The sequence below is a fragment of the Cohnella herbarum genome (assembly GCF_012849095.1).
GTDB lineage: Bacteria > Bacillota > Bacilli > Paenibacillales > Paenibacillaceae > Cohnella > Cohnella herbarum.
This window is the reverse complement of record NZ_CP051680.1, coordinates 3,690,430-3,717,265: the sequence shown is the minus strand read 5'-3', so window position 1 is coordinate 3,717,265 and position 26,836 is coordinate 3,690,430. Positions and strand designations below refer to the sequence as shown.

At 50.9% G+C, this 26,836-nt stretch carries 9 protein-coding genes; 8 read left to right on the top strand and 1 reads right to left on the bottom strand.

Annotated elements, in window-relative coordinates; all coding sequences use genetic code 11:
- Positions 1-65 precede the first annotated feature (65 nt).
- The 4 genes from HH215_RS16370 (at position 66) to HH215_RS16355 (ending at position 22,876) form a co-directional block, all read left to right on the top strand.
- Positions 66-770: a S1 family peptidase gene (locus HH215_RS16370; protein WP_169280879.1), complete on the top strand. Its 705-nt coding sequence runs from the start codon at positions 66-68 to the stop codon at positions 768-770.
- Positions 760-6,096, top strand: coding sequence for a DUF5011/hyalin repeat domain-containing protein (locus tag HH215_RS16365; RefSeq protein ID WP_169280878.1), 5,337 nt, complete (start codon positions 760-762; stop codon positions 6,094-6,096). The genes HH215_RS16370 and HH215_RS16365 overlap by 11 nt, the downstream gene beginning before the upstream one ends.
- Positions 6,097-6,184: 88 nt before the next feature.
- Positions 6,185-13,702 (top strand): S-layer homology domain-containing protein, encoded by a 7,518-nt coding sequence (locus tag HH215_RS16360; RefSeq protein WP_169280877.1) that lies wholly within the window; start codon positions 6,185-6,187, stop codon positions 13,700-13,702.
- Between the two features lie 33 nt (positions 13,703-13,735).
- The gene (locus tag HH215_RS16355) at positions 13,736-22,876 is read left to right on the top strand and encodes an S-layer homology domain-containing protein (protein ID WP_169280876.1); all 9,141 of its coding nucleotides are present in this window, start codon (positions 13,736-13,738) and stop codon (positions 22,874-22,876) included.
- A 60-nt stretch (positions 22,877-22,936) separates the two neighbouring features.
- On the opposite strand, the gene HH215_RS16350 is transcribed toward HH215_RS16355, so the two are convergent.
- The gene (locus HH215_RS16350) at positions 22,937-23,797 is read right to left on the bottom strand and encodes a helix-turn-helix domain-containing protein (RefSeq protein ID WP_169280875.1); all 861 of its coding nucleotides are present in this window, start codon (positions 23,795-23,797) and stop codon (positions 22,937-22,939) included.
- Positions 23,798-23,971: 174 nt separating this feature from the next.
- Here HH215_RS16350 and HH215_RS16345 point away from each other — a divergent pair, with 174 nt between their 5' ends.
- The 4 genes from HH215_RS16345 (at position 23,972) to HH215_RS16330 (ending at position 26,784) form a co-directional block, all read left to right on the top strand.
- A complete protein-coding gene (locus HH215_RS16345; RefSeq protein ID WP_169280874.1) occupies positions 23,972-24,835 on the top strand; it encodes a phytanoyl-CoA dioxygenase family protein in 864 nt (287 codons plus the stop codon).
- Positions 24,836-24,983: 148 nt separating this feature from the next.
- Complete coding sequence (locus HH215_RS16340; protein ID WP_169280873.1) at positions 24,984-25,550, top strand: bifunctional transcriptional activator/DNA repair enzyme AdaA; 567 nt, start codon at positions 24,984-24,986, stop codon at positions 25,548-25,550.
- 1 nt (position 25,551) lies between these two features.
- Positions 25,552-26,094, top strand: coding sequence for a methylated-DNA--[protein]-cysteine S-methyltransferase (locus HH215_RS16335; RefSeq protein WP_169280872.1), 543 nt, complete (start codon positions 25,552-25,554; stop codon positions 26,092-26,094).
- A gap of 105 nt (positions 26,095-26,199) precedes the next feature.
- Positions 26,200-26,784 carry a GNAT family N-acetyltransferase gene (locus HH215_RS16330; protein ID WP_169280871.1) on the top strand — a complete coding sequence of 195 codons (585 nt, stop codon included), beginning with the start codon at positions 26,200-26,202 and terminating at the stop codon, positions 26,782-26,784.
- The last annotated feature ends 52 nt before the right edge of the window (positions 26,785-26,836 follow it).

Sequence of the window (26,836 nt, the reverse complement as noted above, 5' to 3'; positions counted from 1 at the left end):
CGGATTCTTCTATACTAGCTTGGGATTTATGCAGCCCTTACCCATGCGAACGAGGTGAGTTTTATTTGAAGCAAGCAAGTAAACGTCTTTGGTTATTCGTTGGCCTCGTTTGTTTATTTTTAAGTCAAGTTCCGGTTTCGGGGGCGGAGGATCGCCATACATACGATTCGGAAGGGATTTACGAGCTTGCCCAGCATGCGACATTATACGTCCGAGTATATCGAGCGGATGGAACGATTAAGGATGTCGGCACCGGGTTTATGATCGACAAGGAGGGCAAAGCTCTGACGGCGTATCACGTCGTGGAAGGAGCCGAGCGAATATCCGTTGTCATGAACGACGGCACGGTTGTGGAACCGGTCACCGTCACCGCCGAGAACAAGGAGCAAGATATCGCCGTACTCAAGCTTCCTGCGAGTGGGTCACCCTCCCAAGCGGGATATCGATATTTGAATTTGCGATCCGGCAAAACCAAACACGGCGAACGGATTTTCGCGCTCGGTTACCCGATGAAGGAGACGAAGATCATTACCGAAGGAATCGTAAGCAGCCCGCGGGCGCCGATTAACGGCAGGGATCGTATTCTGATTACCGCGCAGGTGGCCAGCGGGATGTCCGGAGGCCCGGTATTAGATAAGAACGGGGACGTTGTGGGCGTCATTTCAGGTTCGTTGCGAACGATGAACAACATTCATCTTGTCGTCGATATGGATGCCGTTCGTAGCGTTATAAAGCAACATCATTCGAGGAGGGGTTCAGATGAGAAGTAGAGTGCTTAAATATACTTCGATTGCGTTAGTCGTTTCCATGCTGGCAACGCTAAGCATATGGACAGAGGGACGGGAAGTTCAGGCGGCCAATAGTCCGGATTATCGTGATATGTATATACAGCCCGTTGGTATGGATAAAAGGATTAAGATCGTTAACGGCGCAGAGTTGTCCAGTTGGAATCAAACCTCGTTCGAGACGCCGTACGATATGGAACGGGATGATTTTGACGACGGAGACGACGTGCGCATATTTAGAACCGCTTTTGAATGGTTCTATGAAGACTATACTCGCGAGAGCGAAGGAAAATCAGGAATCCAGGGCGTGTATACAGATCAAGAGAATGACATTGGCTTTCATGACAATCACCCGTGGGATTCCGTTTCCGACACAGACGGAACGTTCGTCGGTAAAATCCGCGTTAAAGAAATTCCGGAACTGAAGCAGCTTGCCGAGGGGGGACAGGCGAGATATCTGGTCAAGGTTTATTGGCTCGATGACGCCGAAATTTGGTCTTCTACTAGCACTGGAGGTTCAGGAGAGTGGCACGGTGACAGCGAGGTTGCGCATGAGAATGTCAACTCGGGATGGAGAAGCTTTGGCGTAGATGATGACATTATTATTAGGACATATACCGAAGACGGCACAACCGACGCAGTAGAAGGCATCCGCATCTATTTTGCCGATTGGGAATCGCCGACTATGAAAGATTATACGTTTAAGACCGATGGTGTAGAGCGTCCAAACTCGAATATTCAGCAGCAAGAATTGCTGGTGAAAAAGAACGCGAATTTTCAGCTCGACTACAATTTCAGCGAGGCTGTAAAAGCAAGCAACAGTATGAGCGCAACCACAGGCGATAGCTCATTGATCAGTCATAACTTGTTCACTGTTCCAACTGGCGAAGGTTTGCCGACGGATGGCAATGTTTCAAGCATGGGATTGCCGCCTGAATTGATTCAGGGTTATACCGCTGTTCTTCCTTATACATTTAATGCTACCGAATTCATTCATACGGGTAATAATCCAATCGAAAGTAACGGCGAAATAACGATTAGTAATCCAGTATTAAACAAAATGTCGTTACATCAGAAAATCAGCGAGGCTGGCTTCTATGATGCGGCGGGTAATCCTCTTAATTTAGATAGCGATTTTGACAAAAAAGTCAATTCAGAAAGCATCCCTTATTTGCATGGCAAGACCGTTAATCCGTTCGACTATGCTAACGGCGGCTACCGGATTATCGTTGATGCGGTCCCGCCCCGGTATTCGCTGACGGCCAACGGCATACAGCCGGATATTCTGACGGGCAGCACGCTTAATAAAGGAGATACGATCGACTTTAAGGTGCAGCTTTCAGAGGAAACGATCTTGAATGAAGATATCGCCCGCATGGGCGGAACTTATCAAGGGCTGCACCTCTATTTCAACAATGGGATGAAAGCGAATTACGTTTCCGGACAGAACACCAAAACCTGGTTATTTCGTGCTCCAATAACGGAAGAGATTACGGATGTGGCTTTGCTTAAAGCGATCGCTCTCACTCACGAATCGAAGGGCGATCATTCCGACAAAGGCGTTATTCAGGATTATGCCGGCAACCTGCTTATGGATTCCGCATATGCCGACAAGGTGGTAAACGAAGAAAAACCAGGACTGTCAACGTCGAACACGAAGATCGACTGGGCCAAGCTAGCGATTGATAATACAAAGCCGAGCATTAGCTTCCGTTACGACGCGAGCGGGGCTACCGACACGATTTATAAACGTTCAGGTAAAATGACGATCGATGCGAACGATCCCTCCGTGAAGACAAATGCGCTTGATCCGGATCAGTCGGTTCCGGAGCGGCCGAGCCGGGGAATCTACCGCCCGAATAATATGACAGGTAATCAATCAGGTAATTCTTCCAACGTTGGTCTTGTGTTCTATTACTGGAGTAAGAGTCCGAACAATCCATTAGCCGGTTATGAAGCGGACAACTTCGCGGCTATTAAGCGTTTTTCTCTTGCAGGAAAGCAACCGTATGAAGGCTTGTATCCGACGGGAATGAACGACTTCGAAGTGGATCAGGCAAACAATAAGACGAACGTATTACTGCCTCCCGAAGAAGCGCTGACTGCCGGGGGCAGCGGCAAATGGTATTTGCACACATGGACGGCGGATATGACGTGGGATACAGCACGGGAGCTCATGCAGGATGAGAAGGTAAAAACGTTCAAGGATACTCATGCCGCGAAATATGAGGAATGGATTCAGGAATACAAAACGCAAACTCCCGGCGGATCGGATGTCGATGCCGAAAAGTATGCAATGAATAAAGTGCTTGGTGCTGCCGGGAAATACAGCGACTTATCCGTGTGGCCTCTAAGCGACTTCAAACGCGATGATTCCAACTGGGTCTATAACGTAGGTGAAATCAGCTTAGACAACAAGCTGCCTACGCTTACGATCGGCACAGCGAACGGCAATGAAACCGCTGAAGTTACGGTGCCTATCGTTATTGCCGACTCGCACAGCGGGTTGAATGCGAACAAGCTGTTGTTCCAGTGGGTGAAAGCCGGCGGGAAAGTATCGAATATCGGTTGGAAGGTCATTCCCGAAAATGCCGACGGCAGCCGTACGGTCACGACTCTTAATCATGTCGATGACGACGGCGATTATGAGCTGTACGTCAAGGTCGAGGATATGGCAGGCAATACAACGTCGGCGAAGATGGAAGGTAAAGTTAATGTCAAATCATCTAATATCGTGAAGTACGTTTTCGAACCCGAAGCGAGTTCAAGCTACGTACAAAGCCATGATGTTGCGTTCGGAATTAAAGGCATACAGATCGACAAGGCGGAGTACGCATTCGGTGCATCGTCGACTACGAGACCTGCCGCAAGCTTGTACAAGGATATTACGTCCAGCGAAGAATTGCGGAACGGACATCATTATTACGGCATTCCTGCCAACAAGGCGATTAACGGAGAACGGTACTTGCATATTAGAGTGAAAGAGAAAGATCAGAATCGTTATTTGTACTACGTGAAATCCTATCGCTTTGATAACAAAGCGCCTGATGTTAGCTTTAGCCCAACAAGCTCCAACTACGCTAAGGAGAAGCATTCCGTTGTCGTATCGGTTAATGAATCGCTCAGCGTACAGGGTACATCGGCGAAGTATCAATGGATTAAATCGTCGGACAGCGCACCTACGGCAACGTCGACCGGATGGCTAGCATTGCCGGAAAACGGTCAAGTGGTCATTGATGATCGGAATCTAGAGATCGGGGAAACGGCTAACTATAAACTGTACGTTCATGCGGTAGATGGCGCCGGCAATGACGCTATCAAACCTACGGGCGACTTTAAGGTCATTAAGAAGACCGACGCTGAAATCGTCGTTAATAAGGCGGACGTCATTTACGCTTACGGAGACGCAACCGACGGCTATTACGCCATCTTGAACCTCGAGCTGGATAATACGTCCAAGGAAGGCTTCGAGCATTCGGTTTCGACCGATGACGGCGTGACATGGAGCTCGTGGGCACCTTACAGCAACTTTGTGAAAGTCGAAGTCGGCGGAACGGGCTTGGAGCGACTAAACAAGCTGAAAGCGAGATTCAGAACGCCGACGGGCAAGGAGAGTGAACCGGTTAGCTTGAGCGCAAGCGGTAATTGGCAGGAGAAGCCGGTTTACGGAATTGCTGTTCATAACACGCTAGGCAAAACCAACGAAGTCATGCTCGACATCGAAGCTGCGAACGGGATTTCGATTGCGCCTTCCGCTGACGTGAATCCGAGCGTGCCGGAACGGATGGATGCGGATACGTTCAAGGTTACGCAGAACGGCCTATACTCCTTCGAGCTTCAAGATACGGTGAACGAGGCGAGGAAAGCGACATTGATCGTAGTCGTGAGCAACGTCGATAATGCTGCGCCGACAGGCGAAATTGTCTATAGCGTTACGAAGCCGACATCCTCGAACGTACTCGCAGAGCTGAAGACTTCCGAGCCCGTGCGAATTACGAACAACGAAGGACGGAGCAGTTTCTTATTTACCGAGAATGGGAGCTTCTCCTTCGAGTTCGAAGATGAGGGGGGCAGCAAGGGCACGGCAACGGCGACGGTTGCGAACATCGATAGAACGCCGCCTAATGCAGTAATCAACAAGTCGTATTCGTATCAATTCGACAACGAATTGAGAGACTTCAAGACAATCGAAGATGCGAACGGTAATGTCGTGCTTGCGCAAGGCGTAACGCTGGAACTGGACAAGGCGGATGAGAACGGCAAAGACTTCAACTCGGTGAGCGGAGGAAAGAGCAAAACGCTCTACGGCAACGATAAAGCGAAATTCATCATCCGGGATGATCTGGGCAATGTTGCCGTATTAAGCGAGGAAGTCGATTACATTGTGTCCAGTTTGCCTGATCCGGAGGTTGAATATCAGTTTGTAGACGATCAAGGAATGGCGATTCCTCTTGAGAACATTAAGCTCATTGATGGCGTTCCGCACGCGAAAGGTAAAGTCAAAGTCACGATTAAGGGCCAAGTAGCCGCGCCGAATGAAATCTTCGTCAGAGGCGGGCCTAACCAGCGTATTAGCGATGGAAACGGAAGCTATCAATTTACGAAATTATTTGACGATAACGGCGAGATGACGATAGTGCTTACCGATCTGGTCGGAAACTTGAACAGAGTGAGGATCAAGACGGCAGGACTCGACAATACGGCACCGACGATTGAACTGAAGTCGGGTGTTGTCGCCGTGCAACAGAACAAGCCGAACCTCGATCCGGCCAAAGACCTGGGAGGGTACACGGTTTCCGATAATGTGTCGGATTCCGAAGCTTTGCAGCATAAGGTATCGATTAGCGGACTTGATCTGTCCAAGATCGGACCGCAAACGGTGACCTACACCGTGCAAGACGAAGTCGGCAATACGGCTACTGCTACGCAGAAGGTCGTCGTCATGAAAGATGCCGGACTGCTTATCGTCGGTAATGGACAGCTGATATCGTCGATGGTGTCGGAGAGTATTTTGTACGGCACGAACGAAATTACGTTCAGAATTACCGGATTCGACGAAATGCCGGTTAACGGTCAGAAGTCGAATAATGCGCTAGCGCAATACGATTTGTATTCCTACAGCGGACTGTATCGCGAAGGACAAATGAAGGTTATCGCGGACAAGCTCACGATGAAGCAACTGTCCGAGCAGCAATTCAAGGTAACGTTCCCGGATACGGGCTGGTATACGATTGTCGTTCGTACGCAGGAGAGAGAGCGGGAATACGCGATGTTTTTTATCGGTAAAATGAAGAAGCAGGTTGGAAAATAAATCAAGAAGTACACCGAAGCGCGCAATGCCTAAGAGCGGCGCGCTTTGGCGTTCGGTAATTCCATTATACATAGAGGAGTAGTGGCAGATGAAAGGATTTAAGCAATGTGTGGCGCTGTTTCTGCTGATCGCGTTGGTGCTTCAATTCCCGGCAGCCGTGTTCGCCGATATTGTAAGCGCGCCGAATGTTACGGTGCTAGGCAATGATTTTATTAAAGTAACGGTCAATAACGATACAGGGCGATTCGGCATTCGTACAGTAGAAGGGCAGCCTATTCGCAAGAAGGATCAAAATGTAAATATGATCTTTGCGGGCGATAATCCCGAGACTTCTTTCACGACGTTTCGCATCGACGGAACAGATTATATTTTCGGAAATCCCTATAAATTCGCGCCCAGCTTATTTTCGGAGATTAGTAGACCCGTCATCGTAGATAACAAGAACGGAACAAAGCAGATCGAGACGGTATGGAAAATCAAAGGCGTCGAAATTAAGCAAATTTTGATGTTATATGCGGACGTTAGCGATAAGAAAAATGCAGGGAACGTCAACATTCGATATGAAGTGAACAATCGTTCCGGCGCGGAAGTGCAGGTCGGCACCCGATTGCTTCTCGACACGATGGTCGGGGGCAACGACGGTCCGGCCTTCCAGATCGGGAATATTAGCAGAAATCCGCTGCAAGTGGAAAGAAAACTCGTGCATGATCCGGATAGCAGCATCCCGGAAGGAGAACGCCTTTACCACAAATTGCCTGCCTACTGGGTAATGAAAGACAAGCTCGATCCTTCGAATCCGCTTGCAACGAACGTACTCGCTTACGGCTTCAACAATTTCAGCGAGGGCGGCATCAACATTGTCGACGAGATGATCGTCGGACATTGGAACAGCATGGCGAATACGAAGTGGGAGTATAACGTAAACCCGAATCTCGACTTTACGACGGATACGAACGATTACGGTTCGGCGGATTCGGCCGTCGCTTTCTACTGGAATCCGGACAGAGTCACTTCCGGTAATGTGAAAACGTTCGAAACGGTTTACGGACTTGGCGAGATCGTCGCTCCGGACAGAGTGTTCTCGATCCGTAACATAGACCCTGTTCATCAGATGGGGACACTGGAGGACGGCAGCGCTTACGAGAATGAAGGCATTTTCGATATTACGGCCGAAATCGAGAACATCGCGTCTTACAATATGCTGCATTCTCGTATTGTAGCCGCGCTTGAGCTGGAGAGCGGTTTAAGCTTTGTTAAGCTTGACGAGCGTGGCAAAATCGTAAGGGACAGTAATGGCAAGGCAGTGACCGAAGCGGGCCGAAGTAAAGCTCTGACTTTGTACAAGACGGCAACACCGGAAGAAGCCGCACAAGGCATAACGCCTAAATATAAGCCGGGGGAAACGGTTGCGGTCTCTTTCAAAGTGAAAGCCCAAGGCAAATCGTGGCCAGCGACGAAGCAGTATCTATTGACGGCTTCAAGTCCGGAAACGGAACAAAAGCTGGAAACGATAAAGGACGAGGACGTTAAAGCGGCTTACCAATCGAGTAAAGCGGATTTTATTCTGCTGCCCCCAATCGGGGATGCAAAGCAAACTCTCGTCTATGCGTTGTCGCCGGAAGAAGCGTTCAGCACGGATGTTAAATACGTTACGGTGAATATGTCGAATATTGAAGCCTACAGCGCGGGCGACGCGAATGCGCCGGCAAACTTCGACTTGTTCTTCCGTGAAGTCGCATCCGGTAAACGATATAAGGTGCCTGTCAATTCATCGGTAATCTTGCAACCAACCAACTCGGGTGAGATAGGCGATATGCGCATTACGTATCGCACGGGGGATCTGGTAGACGACAGCGGTCAGGTCGTGGAAGACGAGAACGGCAAGCCGATGAAGGATTTGGGGCCGGAGTTGCCGCTTGGCGAGTATAACGTCGAAGTGGATTATAAAGGCGATGCGGGCGGAGATTCCGAGGTTGCGGCGCTGCTTGACGTTAAGACGCGGCAGACGTTCGCGGTCACCGAGAATGAAGAGGCTCGCGTCCGTAAGGCGAATATTTTGACGGTTGTGAAACGGGTTGTAACTTTGGAAAACGAATCGGGCGCACCTCTCGATGCAGAGGCTATTGAAGCTATCGAGGCTGCTTTCCCAGGGTATAAAGCAACCAACCTTGCCCGCGATATAGGTAATTTTAAAGCAGTTAAATCAGCATTGGAAATCGCGAGCAGCGCGGTTGAACCCGGATACGATATGGACTCGGCAATGTCGCTTGAGGAAGTGCCGGCGTACCAGCTCATGCCATTCGAAAGCGAAGACGAGCTTGAAGCGTATAAGGAAGAAAACGAAGAAGATGAAATTCTTGTCGAAATTACGGGAATGATTTCACAGATCGGGTCGGGAGAAGAGGCGAAATATGTCGTCGATACGACGACCGAGCCGGCGATTATTAACAAAGCCGTTGCCTATAAGGGCAAAGACATGGTATTCGTCAACGGCGAGATTAATATATTCGGAGGAAGAGTGGACTTCTCTGGCGTACCATTTCTAGACAGCCTGATCGTCAAAGGAGACGGAACTCTAAGCGTAGCCAGCAGCGGGTTCGTGTTCCACAAAGGAGAATGGACGCTTGATTTCTTCAACGGCTTCGACAAGTCGCTTAGAGGTCCGGAGGACGAAGAAGGGGAAGAAGAGGAAGAAGAAAACGAACCGAACGGCGAAGAAGACGATTCGTTGAACGGGTCCTTGAATTGGGCGGTCGGTGGGTTGGGAGACCGGCTGAACCCGATGCGCCAGTTGATGCTGGAAGACGTTTATTTCAACAGACATAGCTTGTTTGCGGCACCGAGCTTCTCGATCGAGGGCTTCGGATTGAAATTCAATGACTTCATCCTTCGGGAAGGCGGCATTTCGTTCGGCGGAGCGTTGTCGCTTAAGATTCTAGAATCGGAAATCAAAAATGTCGTGTTTAACGACAAAGGGTTTGTCGGCATCGATGCCGGATTGAAATTCGAGCTAGAACAGGACGTCGGTTTAATCGGTGCCGGCGATGCCGGAGAGCAAGAGAAAAGCGGCGTTTCGGGCGAAATCAACATCGTTCACTATGTTCAGGACGTTGAAGGCATCGACAACACGTACGGCTTGAAATTCGATGCCGATCTGAAAGGCGTTACGACGATTGGCGTCGAGATCGAGTTTAAACAAGTTGACGATGGGCGGATTTTGCCGAATGTGATCGGATTTTCTGCGGATCTCCCCGAGCCGGGCGTACTCATCACGGCAGGCACGTATTTGACGAGCGTTCGCGGAGCGATTCGCGAATTGGCGGATACGATTGCCGGCGGAACAAGCGATGTTCCGCTCACGATCGAAGCCGGCGCCGACATCAGTTTCGGCGTGCAGCCGGCAACATTCTACGGAAAGATTGATCTGATATTGAAACGGTCCGGCTTCAAATTAACGGGCAAGCTCGATTACGCCCCTGACGCTAATTCGGAGAAGCTGGAAATGTTGAAGGAAGCCTCGGTAGGGGCGCAATGGATGACACCGTGGTTCGTCTTCGCCAAAGCCGAGGTTGACGTACTCGGTTGGGATGTGATCATCGGTAAAGCTTCGATCTTCATCGGCCAGAACCTGGAGAAGAACCGCATCGATTTCGAAGGCTTCGTCGGTGCGAAGGTACAAGTTCCGGGCAGTGTTCCAGTTGTCGGGGGCTTGGCTCTCGGCGGCATCTCGCTAGGGGTGAACAACGATAAAATGTGGGGCGGATTGACCATTCTCTTCATTTCGCTCGGCATTACGTACTATTTTGACGGGGATATTGAAATCGGTACTTCGGGAGAAGGACTGCCGGAAGGTTACATTTATTTGAAGGTGGACGACCCGGAAACCGGACCCAAGCTCGTCGTCATCGGCGAGGGCATCGAGACGTTGGCCACATCGTGGGAGTCTGAAGAAAACGAGCAGCAGGAAGTCGTGTATCGCAATGTGGCGGACGGTGTCGAGATGATCGACACGGGTACGATGAACTTGGGTATCGGAGGAATCGAAGCTTCGAACGGCGGCAAGAAGCATGTGATCCCAATGGCTCAGCCGACGGGAGACGCGCTCGTTGAAGTTCAGTATTCCGGTGAAACCGAGCCGAATCTGGAATTGAAGGACAGCAGAGGTAACGTATACAAGCTGGAATTCGATCAGACGAAGCCTACTGCTAACGCGTTCGTTCAGCGCGTATCGGATAAAGGCGTAGCTGCGAACAAAGTTTATATTGCGATTCCGAAAAACGTAATCGAAGCGAATCGCGGCAATTGGACGCTTGTTTCCAATCAAGCGGTGAAGACGAAGCTGCTGAACATTCCGCAGTTGGCGAAGCTGGACGAGATCAAGCTGGAGCGAAACGCTGCGGATGCCAACCAGTTTACCGCTTCCTGGAAAGTTCCGAATGCGAAGCCGGGGGATAAAATCAATCTGTATTTGACGAAGGATGCCGTAACGAACGCAACAACAATGGTCGACGGGGCGGAAGTGATCAATCCCGGCGATGTGGGACTGTTGATTGCCAAGGATATCGACGTTGCGAACAACGGATCAACCGTGGCGGGAACGACAACAGGTAACGTCCAGATCGACGTGACCAACGTGTCTTTGTTAGGAGATACCGAAGACATTCGGGGCTTGCTCGCGCAAGGCGAGTATTATTTGCGAGCCGAGTTGAAGTCGGCGACGAATTTCCAGACGAAGACGGCAACGGATAAATTCGAGATCATCGATCCGCTGGCACCTGCGGAGGTTACCGATGTTCAGATTACGCCTGCAGGCAACGGATTTTTCGAGCTTTCCTTTAAGCCGGCGGTTAAGAAGCCAGGCCAAACGAGTTTTGAGCATAGCTATGCGATCGAAGCGTTGCAGCAGTCGGGCGATCAGCTTGTTCCGTATCCGAATTTCGGTTCCCTTCTGTTTACGGAGACGGAGCTAGCGTCCCACTGGAACGCGACCGATGGGAAATATGAGCATATCCGACTAGGCGGATGGACGGCAATGTCCAATTCGAATGAAGTGAATCCTTCCAGCTTGACGGGTAAAGCTTCGAAAACGCCGGATAAACATACAGGACTCGAGGTTGGACAGCATTATGTTGTTGGCGTGTCTTCGGCAGTGAAGCCGTCCAAGGCAGTCGACAAAAATGAAAATCTACATTATTCAAACTCGACATATTCAGTTAATACCTTACTGCCTGTTCCGAGCAAGCCGAAGCTGACTCTCGCGAGCGCGGCTCCAAGCAAGGTGACCGTCAGCGATAACGGCGCGTACTTCAACCTGATCACGAATTCAACAAAACAGATCATCGGCGTTACGGCAAGTCAGAGCAACGTGACAGTCGAAGCGTTGTACGACGAGAAGTCGATTGGAAGCGTCGATCTGAGTGGAAGCAATTCCGGCAAATTGGAGCTCAGCAACTTCAAGACAGATGGAACTTATGCGGTTGAGTTGAAGGCTCGGAATAAGCTGACGGGTGATTTCTCCATTACGATGCTCTACTTAACCGTTGATACGATGGCTCCTGTGCTTTATATCGACGAGCCGATTACCGGGGGTAGAACGGAAAATGGCAAAGTCGTCGTTAAAGGTACGACAACCAAAGGTGCGACGCTTACGGTGAACGGAAGTCCGATCACAGTGGCAGACGACGGCAAGTTTGACGATTCCGTTCCGATTACGTTCAGCGATCCGAAAATGAAGCTGGAGTTTGTGACGATCGACGATGCGGGCAATCGTAATGAGGCTGCGGTCGAAGTGCTGAATGACGCGGTTACGCCGCCAGTTGCGCTAATCCTTAACACCGTCGCGCCGATCCAGCCGAATCAATCGAAGAAAATAGAAGTTAAGCTGCGCGTTCCTAATGGTAAAGACAAAGGAAAACAGTTGTACAAAGAAATCGCCGTACCTGCGGACGAACTAGACAAGCTAACGTTCGAATCTTACGCAGGGGAAGCGGCGATAGTCGCTGCGGACGGCACAGTAACGGGGCTGCAAGACGGAGCTATCGTCGTGCGGGCGTTATATCAAGCTTCCGAGGATGCGCAACTTGAAGCGATGGCAGTCGTTAAGGTAGATTCCGGACTTGAATCTATCGAAGCGCATGCTAGCTCCGTGACGGGGAATGCCAAAGTCACGAAAGTAACGGTGCAATCCGCGGGTGATCTGAAAGGTCATGAGCTTGTGTACCGCGTGTATCCGAACAGGGGTAGCGTTGTCGTTCCGAATAAGCAAGACAATCTGGGCAGTTGGAGCGTTCTGCCGGCTAACGGAGAAATTGGCACAGTAACTGGGAATTGGATTATCGTCGCTAAGCGGAACTCGACGACGAAGCTGGTGGCAGCGGCGTCTCAACCGATTGAAGCTGTGCTGTGGACACCCGCCCCTGGTGGCGGAGGCGGAGGCGGCGCTCCGAGCGGACCAGCCGAAACGACGGTGAACGGACACAAGCTCGATAGCAAAGAAGTGAACGGAACGATTGTGACAGAAGTTCCGGAAAATGTAGTGAAGGATGGACAACCGCTTGTCATTATCACGAAAGGCGGCACTGTCGAGCGCTACGAATATAACTTAAGCAAAGGCTTATGGCAGCGTATGGCGAGCAACGGTCAACCGATTGGATTAGAACTCCCATTTGCAGAGTTGAATTTCAGAGCGGCGGAAACTTCGAAGTCTAGCGATGCGGTGAAAGTAACGATAGCTAGAAACGACAGTGCAACTCGCGATCGTCTTGCGGATATTGCTAAGCAATTGCAAGCAAGCCTGTTAGGCGCGGGTCAAGGCGCGACGTTCGTCGTACAAGCATCGGAAATTTACGACAAGCAGTCGGTGTTCGGGAAAATCGCAGTGCCGGACGGCGTGAAGCCCGAAGAAATTACGGCGGTCGTTCTCTTGGATGAGCAAGGCAAATGGACAACAATCCCTTGGAAACTGGATTCTAAGGGCAACATTCCTTATGTCTCCGTTCGATTGACAGGAAACGGCAGCATTGCTTTCTTGAGCAACGCTAAGTCATTTAAAGACGTGGGCGATCAGAGCTGGGCGAAGAAAATCGTATCCGATGCCGTAGGCAAATTGTTCATGCTCGGCCGATCAGGCAACTTGTTCGATCCGGATAAGGCGATTACGAGAGCGGAGTACCCGACAGTACTACTGCGCGTGCTTGGACTGATGAACGAACAAGCGACTGCAAGCTTTGCGGACGTTGCAGCGAAGGATTGGTTCAGCAATAGCGTAGCGATTGCGGTGAAGAACGGAATTGTAACAGGTTTTAAAGATGGCTCATACAAGCCGAACGAGAAGCTTTCGAGAATCGAAGCGATGGTCATGGTCGGAAGAAGCATGAAGGCGATCGGGCTGGATGCAGAGATTACGTTGAGCGAAGCGGATCGTATTCTTGCAGGCTTTAAGGACGGAGCTTCCATTCCGGATTGGGCGAAAGTTCCCGTTGCGTTATGTATCCAACGAGGTGTCATTTCGGGCCAGAACGGCTACATCAGCCCGGACGATGCGTTGACGAGAGCCCAGGCGGCAGCGATTGCGGTTCGATTGAGCGAATTGATCCCAACGAAATAATAGATTGATAAATGACCGACGGGAAGGTGCAAAATGGGATTTTCGAAAAAAACGATCAGCTTGTTGTTAGTCCTATCTCTCTTCATCTCTCTGCTTGCGACACCGCAGCAGTCAAGTGCTGCTAGCTGGGACAGCAATGCGGATATATCTTGGTATAATCCAAGCTATCAGACGTTTACGATTAATTCGGCGGCTAATCTTGCGGGTCTTGCCAAGCTGGTCAATAACGGTACGGACGATTTCCAAGGCAACATTATTGCGATAGACATTGCGTCGCCCGGTACGGAGTTGGATTTATCCAGCTTCGATTGGGTGCCGATCGGAACGAAAGCTCATCCGTTCAGAGGGACTCTCATCGGGAATCAGGGGGGAGCAAAGCTCTCCGGTCTTAGAGTTAACGGAAATTATCCTCATGCGGGACTCTTCGGATATATGGAGAACGCAATCGTAGGGAACCTCCAGTTAACATCGGGAACGATTCAGATTGATTCGACGGATGGCATCGCTGTAGGCGCAGTGGTCGGCCATATGGATGGCAACAGCACCGTATATGACGTATCTAGCGCGGTAGCGATCACTTCCAAATCAACGAAGGAAGGGTATGTCGGAGGAATCGCCGGACTTGCTTCCGGCAAGCTGTATAACGCAACGAACAACGGAAGCGTTACGGTGAACGGTGCGGTATACGGATCGAGCGGCGGGATCGTCGCCGCTCCTTTCGGCGCACTCATTCTCCAGAACGTATCTAATACGGCTTCGGTTGCCGCGCATAACACGTTAACGGATTTTAGCGCGGCGGGCATCGTCGGTTCTATCGATCATGAGTTAACGATGGAAGACGGTATTGAGAACAGCGGTGACATATCCGGAACGAACAACTTCAACGCATACTTCGGCGGAATTGTTGGAAGTTCAACGGCAAACGCGAATGTGACGTTCTCCAACAAAACTTCCAACACGGGGAACATTAGCTCCGAATCAACAGGAAACTCCTATGCCGGAGGACTGATCGGACTTTACGGAAATGCTGCGAAGTCTATCGTTAACGATATGAACTTTGATGTTACGAAGAGCGCCGACTTGACCAACAAGTCGGGCGGCTCCGCTTACACAGGCGGTATAGCAGGATATATGGCTGCACCTCTGACATGGAATACAGACTTCACCAGCAGCGGCGCTATTCAAGCAAGCGGTAAAGCCGGCGTCTATACGGGGGGATTATTCGGTTATGCCGCGAGTACGGTTTCGTTCGGCGGCGCTGCCTCTAATACAGGCAATATTGAAGTATTAGGAGCGGCAGATCGGGTATACACCGGAGGACTTGTCGGTCATGCCGATGGCACTTTGAGCTTAGCTGGAGAGAATGCCGAATACGTCAATACTGGCTCCATTACGGTAGTCGGCAATTCCGAAGTTTATACGGGCGGCATCGTGTCGAACAAAGCGTATGTCAAAGCGTTGCCGGATTTGGACGTTCGCAGCGAAGGCGACATTACGGTCAGCGGGGCGAACAAGATGTATACGGGCGGTTTCGTTGGCCAAGTCGCGACTAGCGGCGTAGATCAAACCTTCCCTAATCTTACGTTCTCCAACAAGATCACCGTTACGGCTTCCGATCTATCCGATCAGAGCCAAGTGTATACGGGGGGGATTGTAGGGTCCTATGAAGCAGGGGCTGGCAGTCTGATCGAAAACTCAACCTTCTTCGGAACGATTGAGGTTACGGGCGGTGACGGAGCTTATACCGGCGGAGTTGCAGGATTAATTAATAGCGCGACGGTATCGGCTCCTACGATTGGATACCTCGATGACGCAATGGTTGATACCGCGATTTCTTCGAGCGGGCATGTCGGTGGCGTCGCCGGTTATATCGAAGGCAGTGTCCTGTCGCCAATCGTGAAATTTACGACGGTTCAATCCAATGCCGGACAAGTCGGGTTTGCGGGCGGAGTTGCAGGACAAGTAAAGGGTGAAATATCATCTGCGAAAGTCGGGGGCGCCGTTCCGGAAGAGGAAAATGGAGGAGTAGCAACCCGCACTTTTAATCTGAAAATCCTTTCCAGTAACACGTCGGCAGGCGGTATTGTCGGAGCGGATGATGGCAATTTGACGGTTACAGCAGGTACGGTGAGCCATGCAACGATCACCTCTGACGGAGCACAATCCAATATTGGCGGTGCCATTGGGAAAGCTCCATCTAGCGTGACATTAGGTTCCGCAGGTGAAGTCATTAACGTAAGCGAAGTTACTTTCGTTGCGAAAGGCGAAGGCAGCAACGTCGGAGGCATAGTCGGCGACAACAGCTTAGCGTTAGGGGAAGCGCAGCTTAAACTTCCCGTTACTTCCATATCGATTACGGCCGAAGGCAAAGATTCGAAAATCGGCGGTATCGTGGGTAATAATAACGCTGCTCTAACGAATCTGACGGTCGATAAGATCAACCTTACGGCCAAAGGATCCGACAGCCACATCGGAGGAATTGCAGGCGCATCCAACAATCATGCGGTGAAAGGGAATGGGACAACCGTTAATGTGAAAGGTCTGAAAATCACTTCCGAAGCATCCGGTGCTAAAGTCGGAGGAATAGTCGGAGGCAGCAATTCCTCGACTATTGATCGTATGAAGGTGAACAGTCCAACGTTGACGGTTAGCGGAGTAGGCTCTGTCGTTGGCGGAATCGCCGGAGCGGTTAAGGAAGCTGACATTGATCAAGTTAAGTTATTAGGAACAGCGAATAACTATGTTCAAATTACAGTTAGCGGAGCGGACTCCATCGCAGGCGGATTAGTTGGCGAAGCGGATCAATCGACGATAACGGGCAATGGCTCCGTCCAAAACATCGAATATGTGAAGTTGACCGCGAGTGCAACGGCTGACGGCTCACAGGTCGGCGGTATCGTGGGAGTAGCGAAAGCAACCCACATCGACAAAGTATTCGGTCAGCAGCTTACGCTGGTGCAGGGCGGAGCGAATTCCTTGATCGGCGGTATCGCCGGTTACAATAAAGGAACGCCAACTGCGGTGATGTCGGGCAATTACATTAAAACGCTAAAAATTGCCGCGCAGTCTACCGCGGCGAACTCCACCGTCGGCGGTATGATCGGTCTCAATGACGCCCGGGATGGAAGTGCGGATACCGGAGCCATCGGGACTTCCGCCAGCACGGTGCAAAATAGCCGCGCAACGGCGGATATCGAAGTGAATGCGCCAAACGCGATCGTCGGCGGTTTGATCGGAGCGAACAAATCCATCGTTGCGGACATCAGCATCGCAGATAACATTCCACTGAAATCGGTCGGCAACCAAAGCGTTGTGGGCGGGTTCGCAGGCAAAAACACAGGCACGATCAATTATACCTATTCCAACGCGATAATGACGATCGGCGGTCAGTCTACGATAGCCGGCGGTCTTGTCGGGGACAACAGCGGTAAAATCATTGCTTCTCATATCGATCGCAATTTGACGAGCGGAGCCGTTGGAACTAACTCTAACAAAGCGCTGTTAGGCGGCATCGCCGGCAATAACACCGGTTCGATTGAGAAAAGTTACGTCAATGCGGTTGTGAAAGCAAATGGAGCCTACACTTACGTCGGCGGATTGGTCGGCAAGCATTCCGGGCAAGTTAAAACCTCTTATGCGGCGAAAGAGGTTGTCGCGAATGACAGCCAATCGTTCGTCGGAGGGTTGATTGGCCAGGTCACGACCGGAGTGGTGCATGAAAGCTACTCCGCAGGTCAAGTCACTGCGAGTAACGGCGCACGGGCAGGTGGGTTTGCCGGACGATACGATAATGCCAGCAAAACGCTTATATCCGAAACGTATTACTTGAAAGACGAGGCAAAGCATATTAACAGCGGCCTACTTGATTTCGGCGGCGGCAACTATTACGAGTTGAACGAATATGACAGATTAAGCCCGATCCTGTCAGCCAAATTGGCGGATCGAAATTATTTCCCTAGCTTGTCAGGATGGACGTTTAATGCGACGAACTGGAGATACGGAGCGGTTATCGCCGAATACAAATATCCGGAGCTTAATTTGAGCGCCAACACCGGTGGTGGAGGCAACGGCGGAGGCGGAACCGTAAATGCCAATATTTCTTGGTACACGAACAACCCGTCGAGCGACACTTACAGGATTAGTTCGGAATCGGAGCTTGCCGGGTTAGCAGGTTTGGTAAACGGAACGGTAACAGGTGCGCCTAAATTCAATTTCAGCAACAAGAAAATCCTGATCACGGGACCGATTTATATCCAGTCCAACGATTGGACACCCATTGGCTTGAGTGAGGATGACGCGTTCGAAGGGTTATTCGACGGTCAGAATCATCTGATCAGCGGATTGAAAGTAGAACACGACAGTTATTCCGGATTGTTCGGAGTGATAGGTGAAAACGGGACTGTAAGAGACTTGAGACTCGCACCTGCTTCGATCGGCGGCGACCAACTGAGCGGCTCGCTAGTTGCCTTGAATAAGGGGCATGTAATTGCTGTAAACGTAATTCTATCTGACGCTCAAGTATCGAGCGGCAATGTTGACGGTGCCATCGTCGGTGGAGTCGTCGGTAAAAGTACGGAAAAGAGTAAAGTTGAAAACGTTAAAGTTATTTTGAACAATGGCGGCGCAATTAGATCCACCGCTAAGGAAGCAATCGTTGGCGGGATCGTCGGTTTCTTTGCCTCGGGAACGGCGGAAGGTTTGGCGGTTACGTTCGAGGATGGCAAGATCGAAGCGACCGATAACCAATCTATCGTTGGCGGAGCGATCGGTAAATCCGGCACGAATCAAGCGATCCGGGATGTCGTCGTTGAGGCGAACAACGCGGTAGAAACAACAATCAATGTGATCGGCCACGGCATCGTTGGCGGCGTCGTCGGCGAGAAGTCGGGAACGGGCGGCAATACGTTCGGTATGGACAACGTTGCCGTTGCGAATGTCGTTATCTCGGCAAGCGGCGAGAACGGCATCTTGGGCGGTATTGCGGGACAATTGACGAATACGGCAGTTAGGGAAGCTTCGTTCGAAGGCGTTTTGACTGCAAAGGCAGATCATATCCAAGTCGGCGGGATCGTCGGCAATAGCAACAACTCGGTTTTATTCAAAGTGAGAGCGGCTCCGAACATTGCCATTGCAACCGAAGCCGGCACGAGTACCGTGGGCGGTGTCGCGGGAACCGCGGAGGCAACGTCTCCGAATGCGGCACTAGACTTCGGATATTCCGTACCGTTTCACTACGGAATTTACGAAGCGAACGTAACCGGAGGAAACATCGCGATTGTCGGTACCGGCAATCGTGCCGACGTAACCGCAGGCACCATCGTCGGTCGGTTGAATTCTGCTTCGGTATACAATTCGTTCACCGAGGCGGGTCTTGAGATTGAGGGAGTTAAGACCGCTACAGCTGGCGGCGTTGCAGGATGGAGCAACGGGTATATCGTTAATGCGAACGCTCGCTCCAACATTAATGCTGATTCCAACAGTGTATACCACATCGGCGGTATCGCCGGTCAAACGACAGGCGGTCAAATCGCATATTCGCATGCGAAGTCTTCCGACGGAGAACGAATCGTTGTGGGCAACGCCGTTACGAATGCAGGAGTGCAGGCGGTTACTCACGTAGGAGGTTTCGTAGGATTGGCGGATGCGACGGACATTCGGCATTCCTCTTCCAATCTACCGGTTTCCGTGACAAGCAGCCATGCGCACAACACCGTTTATGCAGGGGGCTTCGTCGGACTATTGGGCGGCCATGCGTCAGGCACGGTTAGTCAGTCTTATGCCGAAGGATCGGTAACGACTAGCGGCGCGGCGGGAACTTATGCCGGCGGGTTTGCCGGAACCGTGAACGAATACGTCGTTCAACAAGCTTATGCAGCGGGAGATGTTGACAATACGGCGTTCGATGCTAGAAGCGGTGGTTTCGTAGCGGTCGTCAATAAAGACGGCGTGATTGAGGATGCTTACGCGGCACAGCAGACCGTCGTGGCCAACGGGGATCGTAATGCAACCCGTTCCTACGCCGGCGGCTTTGCGGGATACAACGACGGTCGATTAACGCGCGTATACGAAAGCGTAAATGCCGTTTCGGCGCGTGCCGATGGAGCCAACTCTTACATGGGAGCGCTTGTCGGATACAATTTTTACGAGGGAACGTTAACGAATTCTTATTATTCGAACGCATTGAACCCGATTAACCAAGACATTAACGAAACGAAACAGACGGCCGTCAAAGTCGACTTTGCAGCTCGTCCGACGTTCAATAATTGGGATTTCTCGGGCAATGGCATTTGGGGTTACATGGATGGAGTCAATCAAAATGAACCGGTTCTGCTTTCCTTCCAGAAGTGGTCGTTCATGCCGGATTTCACTCCGATATCGAGCCATGTCAAAGGGAACTTCCCGTTCGTAGCGAAAACAGGGGAGCAGTTGGCGGCATTGGCGTTGCTGAGCAACGATTCGACGGTCTACCGTTTGTTGGATCGCTCAGGGTCGCAATCTCCGGCCATAGTAAAGATTGAATTGGCTGACCGCATTGATCTGTCAGGAAAATGGTGGGTACCGTTTAACCAATTCCTAGGCGAGTTCGATGGGAAAGGTCATCCGATTTCCGCCCTTACCTACAAAGCGAGCGATTATGTAAGCTACGGCTTTATCTCTGTCAATAAAGGCAAAGTAGCGAATGTTCAATTCGTAGAGACGAATGTGAGCGGCGGAACGAATGCCGGTATCGTAGCAGGAACGAACGAAGCGGCGGGCGTGATCGAGAACGTTGGGGTTAGCGGCTCGTTAACAGGCGGGAACCATACGGGCGGTATTGCCGGAAAAAACTCGGGGCGTATCGTCAAGTCCGTTTCCACTGCGAATATCTACGCTGCGAATGAATCTGCATCGGTTGCGGCGGGAGGAATTGCCGGTGTGAACGATGCCGGAGCTTTCATTGATCAAAGCATTGCCTATCCAAGCTTAAAGGTTGTTGGCAATGAAGCGAATGCCGGCGGTCTGGCAGGCGTTAACAAAGGGACGATCGTAAATAGCTACCATTCCGGCGAAGTTAAGGCAGAGGGGCTAGTTACAGCTCGCGCCGGAGGCTTGGCGGGGTATGCGGCAGAAGGCAGCATCAACCACTCCATTAATGCCGGACAAGCATCCGCGAGCGTTCAAGGAAAGCTGGTCAAAGGCCAAACGTTTATCGGCGGGATTGCAGGTCAAGTAACGAATGAGGCCGCTTTGCTGAACAATGTTTACGATAGTCAAATGCTTCAGCAGAATACGGCTTATTACACCGCCGAAGGCAAACGGGTGAAGGGCGTGACAGCCCAAGCAATTGGCTTGAAAACAAAGGTGCTTGTGAACGGGGAACTGCCGACAGCATTCAATAAGTCGATTTGGCAAGCTTCGCAAAAGAGTTATCCGTTGTTAAAGCATTTTAACGGAACGAATGACGGCATCGTGTCTACGGCGGCAGTTGTGCTTAGCGACAACGATACGGCGTATCGCGTGAAAGGCAGCTATACGAAGTCCGGCGACGCATCCGTCGTTTGGACGACTGGGAACGATAGCGCCGGAATTCGCTTGACCGCAACGTTGAACGACAAGAGCCGCACGATTGTGATAGGCCGACAGCCTGAGCAATATACGGATACGGCTGCCAAACCTACGAGTTCGACTGCACCGCAATTCGCGGGGACAGCACAGGTGGTGCTCACTACCACGGAAGCTGGCGGAACGATCTATTATACTTTGGACGGCGAAGAGCCGACCGAAGACTCGTTGCTCTACAGCCAGCCTTTCCAGATTAGCGAGAAAACGACGGTGAAAGCCATTACGGTCGTGGAAGGCAAAAACGACAGCGCCCTGTTCGAGGCAACTTTCACTAAAAACGCCGGCGGAGGTGGCGGGGGAGGCGGCGGAGGCGGCTCCTCGGAAGGAGCCGAGGTTCTCGTGAACGGTAAGCCGCAATCCGTAGGAGAAGAAACGACGGTTGTCAGCGGAGGAAAAACGACGACGACGGTTACTTTGAACGAGAAAAAGCTGCAAAAGCTGCTTGAAGGTAACAATGCCGTTATTACCATCATTATCAAAGCTGCGGCGGACGTTGCAATCGGAGAATTGAACGGACAGATGGTCAAAGATATGGGCGACAGTCAAGACGTCGTCGTAGTGAAGACGGATGCGGCAAGCTACACGATTCCGTTAAATCAAATCGATATGGCTGCGATCTCTCGCCAGTTCGGCCAACAAGTCGACCTGAAAAATATCGTTTTCCGAATCGAGTTGCGGAAGCCGAATAAGGAGCAAACCAAAGCGCTTGAGGACGCGGCAAAACAAGGCGGGTTCTCGATCGTAGTACCGTCGATGGACTTTAACATTACGTATGCGTTCGGAGATAAGACGGGCGAAATAAGCCATTTCGGCGTATACGTTCAGAGGACGATCTCGATTCCTGACGGTGTCGATTCTTCAACGGTTACGACGGCCGTTGTGATCGAGAATGACGGCATGGTTAGACATGTTCCGACCAAAGTCACTCAAATCGAAGGCAAGCCTGTTGCGATCGTCAATAGTTTGACGAATAGCATGTATGCTTTGATCGCCAACAAAGTTAGTTTTACGGACGTGGAGAACCATTGGGCACAGAAAATAATCAACGATCTTGGCTCTCGTAAGGTGCTTAGCGGCGCAGGCAACGGAACGTTCGAACCGAATCGCGATATTACCCGTGCGGAGTTCTCGGCTATTATCGTCAAGGCGCTCGGCTTGAAGGTCGAAGCCCAAGCCGACAAAATACCGTTCTCCGACGTTAACTCCTCGAACTGGTATGCGGGATACGTGAACGCGGCCTATGCGCGAGGTATCGTTACCGGGCTTTCGAACGGCAGCTTCGGAGCTTCCGATAAGCTGACCCGCGAGCAAGCGATGACGATGGTCGCAAGAACAATGAAGATCGCTGGCACGGAGACGACTCTGACGGAGAAGGAGCAAGGGGACTTGCTGGCTAAGTACGCCGATGCCGCCGGCGTATCAGGTTACGCTAGAGCCTACATCGCCTCCTGCTTGAAAGCGGGAATCGTATCCGGCAAAGACGGTAATCGCCTTGCACCGAAAGAGAACATCACGCGCGGGGAAGTGGCGGCGATTATCCAGAAGCTGCTGCGACAATCGGGACTCATCTAGGCATATTACTATTAAAGGCAGCCCTCTCGCAGGGCTGCCTTTTAATGGCGATCATATTTGCTAGCGAGAATATCGGAATACGGAAGGAGGCACTCCGTAGAATGCCGTGAATTGTTTCGTGAAGTGATGAACGGATGAATATCCCAAGTCGTCAGCCAGTTCCGTGATAGAACGGTTGCTTTCTCTAAGGGCCGCAGCGGCTTGTTTCATGATCGCCCTCGTCCAGTAGGCTTTGGGAGATAGCCCCGTCGCTTTTTTGAATAAATCATGGAATTGCGTTTTTCTGAGTCCGCTTATCGAGAGCCACTTCTCGTAATCCCTGCTCGCGTTAGCCCCTTGGTTAATGAGATCGATGATTTGTTTGATCCGATAATCGGCAAGTAACGGAGCTTGCGAGAGTTGAATGAATTCCAATAAGAATGCTTTTAGCAAGCTATCCGCGATTTCGGAAGAAAGCGGATGGAGTCGTTGGCGATGATTGACGATGTGTTCAAACGAGATCAGCATCGGTTCATGGTGCTGAAGCGGGAAGTGAAAAGGAAGACGATCGATTGCCGGATGTGCTTGGATTCGCGTGAGATACAAGGGATTAAATTCGGAAGCTTCCCATACGAGATGGAGTTGGGTATCCATGGGGGCAGGCAGCCATAATTCGCAATATACGTTGTAGCTGGAGAGCGGCTGTTCCGGATCGGAGAAGAAGGAATGCCGAAGAGAAGGCGGGAAATAGATCAGGTCGCCTTTTCTTACCGGATACGTTCGGTCGGATACCGCGATCTTGCCTTTGCCGCTCTTAATGAGATGGAAGGCGTAACAATAACCGTATCTGGTCGATTCTGTTTCGTTCGATCCTTTGGGGAAATCATAGGAATGGGCAACCCGGATCGAAGGTCGAAGTTCTGCCGGAAGCTGCATGACCATCGCTAGCCTTTCTCGTCTTCTATTTTGCTAATCCCAGAATATCATATTTCATGTTTTGCCATACAACTTATCGGAAGAAATGATCAATAACCGAAAAACAATCCAAATACGTGAAGGAGCCCTGATGATAAACTTTGTTTAGCATAACAAAATAGGATTCAGGAGTTGATCACGTTGACGATTCAATCGCATTCCGGAAGTTTGACTAAAGATCAAGTCGAGTTTTATAACGAAGAGGGATATCTTGTTTTGCCTAAACTGCTAACCCATGATGAACTTGCGCCGGCGAGAGAAGCGATGAACCATAAAGTAAACGAGATCGCGGATGAACTGTTTGCCGCGGGATTAATAACGGACAAGCTCGAACATCGACCGTTCAAATATCGTTTGGCGGAATTGTTCCAAGATTTAACCGCCGAAGACTTCCTGAAACACGGAAGGAGTTGGAGGGACCGCATACCGGGGTATTTCCATTTAATGAGCTCGCCCAAAATTTTGGATGCCGTCGAATCGTTGATCGGGGGAGAGTTATTTTCGAATCCGGTATATAATGTTAGGCCTAAGATTCCGAAGGTTGCCGCCGGAGCGGTGCCTTGGCACCAGGACAAATCGTATTGGCCCGACGCGAATTCGAATCCCGTCATAACGGTGTGGATTCCTTTAGTCGATGCGAACGAGATCAACGGCTGCCTGCATATTAAACCGAAAACCCATCGCAAGCGTCTGTTGGAATGGCATTCGGAGCAATTAACGGGAACGGGGTATACGGCTCTGCGCGAAGACCAATTGGGCAAAACGAAAACGGTCGTGTTACCGGTTCCGGAAGGAAGCGCCATCCTCTTTAACGATCGCGCGTTGCACATGTCTACTCCGAATCTATCGGACGAAGTTCGTTGGAGCGTGGATTTGCGCTATCAGCCGACCGATCAGGACCCGATGCCGAATCACGGGGCCGGTTTCTTAGCGAGAAGTTATAAGTATCCCGAGAAGGTGGCCACTCTCGAGGACTGGTTAGCCGAACGGCCTGAGCGCGCCTAAAACGAATAAATATCGAAATAGACTGTTCCGGAGATGTTTCCGGGACAGTCTATTTGCTGTTCCCGCTTTCGATATATTGCTATCCTATCCCGGCATCATACTACTGGAATAAAGATTGGTTTATACTTGAATCAACGAGGTGAGAAGGTTGGATCAACAGTTGTTCGAACGAGTATACGAAGGCGTCGTTAACCGAGAAACGACATACGAAGGCATCTATTACACGGCGGTCAAGACCACGAAAATCGTATGTCGGCCGACTTGTCGCGCAAGGACGCCCCATGCGACGAATGTGACATTTTACCCCTCGCTTGAAGAAGCGCTTCATGCGGGATTTCGCCCATGCAAACGTTGTAAACCCGAAGAGAACGGAGCGCTTCGGCCGGATGCGGCTTTGGCTGCGCAGGTGGATGCGATTATCGAGGAGCAATACGCGACTAAACTGACTTTGGCCATGTTGGCGGCTTCGGTGGCGATAAGCCCTTATCACCTGCAGCGGATATACAAAGAAGTGACGGGGTATTCGCCCGCGGAGAAAACCGAGCGCGTTCGATTAGCCCATGCGCAGAGACGACTTGCAGAAACAAATGACGGCATCGCGGATATAGGAGCGACTGTCGGATATGGCAGCCCATCCTATTTCACTTCTTGGTTTTACCGGAGAACGGGTATCTCTCCCACGGAGTATAGGAATGGTCATAGAGGAGGAAATTAATATGACAACCCATAAAGTGTATCGTCAAACGGTTATCGGCTTTCAGCAACCTTGGACGATTATCGCCACCGAACGCGGAATTAGCCAATTGTTATATCCGCCTCCGATTTCCTCCCAAGCGGGGATGGATCAAGATTTCACGCAAATGACCGAGGATCGCGGCTTATTCGATGAATTCGGAATCGTGGAGCTATTGGAGAAGTATTTTGCCGGAACGCCGGTCAGTTTCGATAAGGTTCCTCTGGATGCAGGGGGCACTTCGTTCCAACAGCAAGTTTGGATGGCGCTAAACCGAATTCCTTATGGAGAGACATGGACTTATAAGCAATTCGCGAACGCGATCGATAAACCGTCGGCGATACGGGCGGTAAGCACGGCGATAGGGCGCAATCCTCTGCCGATCGTGTTGCCTTGTCATCGGGTCGTCGGTTCTAACGGGACGTTAACGGGGTTCAGGGGTGGACTTCAAATGAAGCGAGATATCCTTGTCTTGGAAGGCGTAACCCATATGGAGGCAGTGGGGCATGAACGCTTCCGTTTTTGAACCAAACTGCTAATATTGGACCAGCGGAATGAACGAAAAATGGATCTTCTAATGATCCATTTTTTGTTTTATAATGACGACAATCTCGTCTCGGAGGTAATGAACATGACTACGGAAACAATCGTGATGCAAGGGGCTCGGGCCAAGTTAGTTCGGATGGAAGAAGAGCATGCCGAGCCGTTGCTTAGGGCAGCGAAGGACACGCCGATCTGGGCCGGGGATATGAAAGAGATCTCTACGTTGGAAGACGCAGTAAAGTACATCGGAAAAGCCAAGAAAGATGAGGAGGAAGGGACCTGCATTCCATTCGTCGTCTGGGATTTGGATCAAGACCTCATCGTAGGAAGTACGCGCTTTTTCGATATTTCGGTTCCTCATCGGGGGCTGGAGATCGGTTCTACGTGGTTGAATCCGAGCGTATGGCGAACGAGGATAAATACCGAATGCAAGTACTTACTGCTGAGAGACGCGTTCGAGCATCGGGATATGGTCAGGGTGCAGCTCAAAGCCGATCTTCGCAATACCCGCTCGCAGACGGCGATCGAGCGAATCGGCGCAGTCAAAGAAGGGGTGCTTCGCAACCACCGCATCCTTCACGACGGTTACATTCGGGATACCGTCATGTACAGTATAACGAACCAGGAATGGCCGGCGGTCAAAGCCAATTTGGAGTCGTTTCTTCTAGAGTAGCTTTTATAGGTTGTCGAACTAGGAAGATAGTCTTATAGTAGGAGGAGAGCGA

Bases quoted from the DNA above. Each gene is read 5' to 3' on its own strand.
- HH215_RS16365 (WP_169280878.1), top strand. From the start codon at position 760: ATGAGAAGTAGAGTGCTTAAATATACTTCGATTGCGTTAGTCGTTTCC.
- HH215_RS16360 (WP_169280877.1), top strand. From the start codon at position 6,185: ATGAAAGGATTTAAGCAATGTGTGGCGCTGTTTCTGCTGATCGCGTTG.
- HH215_RS16355 (WP_169280876.1), top strand. From the start codon at position 13,736: ATGGGATTTTCGAAAAAAACGATCAGCTTGTTGTTAGTCCTATCTCTC.
- HH215_RS16350 (WP_169280875.1), bottom strand. From the start codon at position 23,797: ATGGTCATGCAGCTTCCGGCAGAACTTCGACCTTCGATCCGGGTTGCC.
- HH215_RS16335 (WP_169280872.1), top strand. From the start codon at position 25,552: ATGACAACCCATAAAGTGTATCGTCAAACGGTTATCGGCTTTCAGCAA.
- HH215_RS16330 (WP_169280871.1), top strand. From the start codon at position 26,200: ATGACTACGGAAACAATCGTGATGCAAGGGGCTCGGGCCAAGTTAGTT.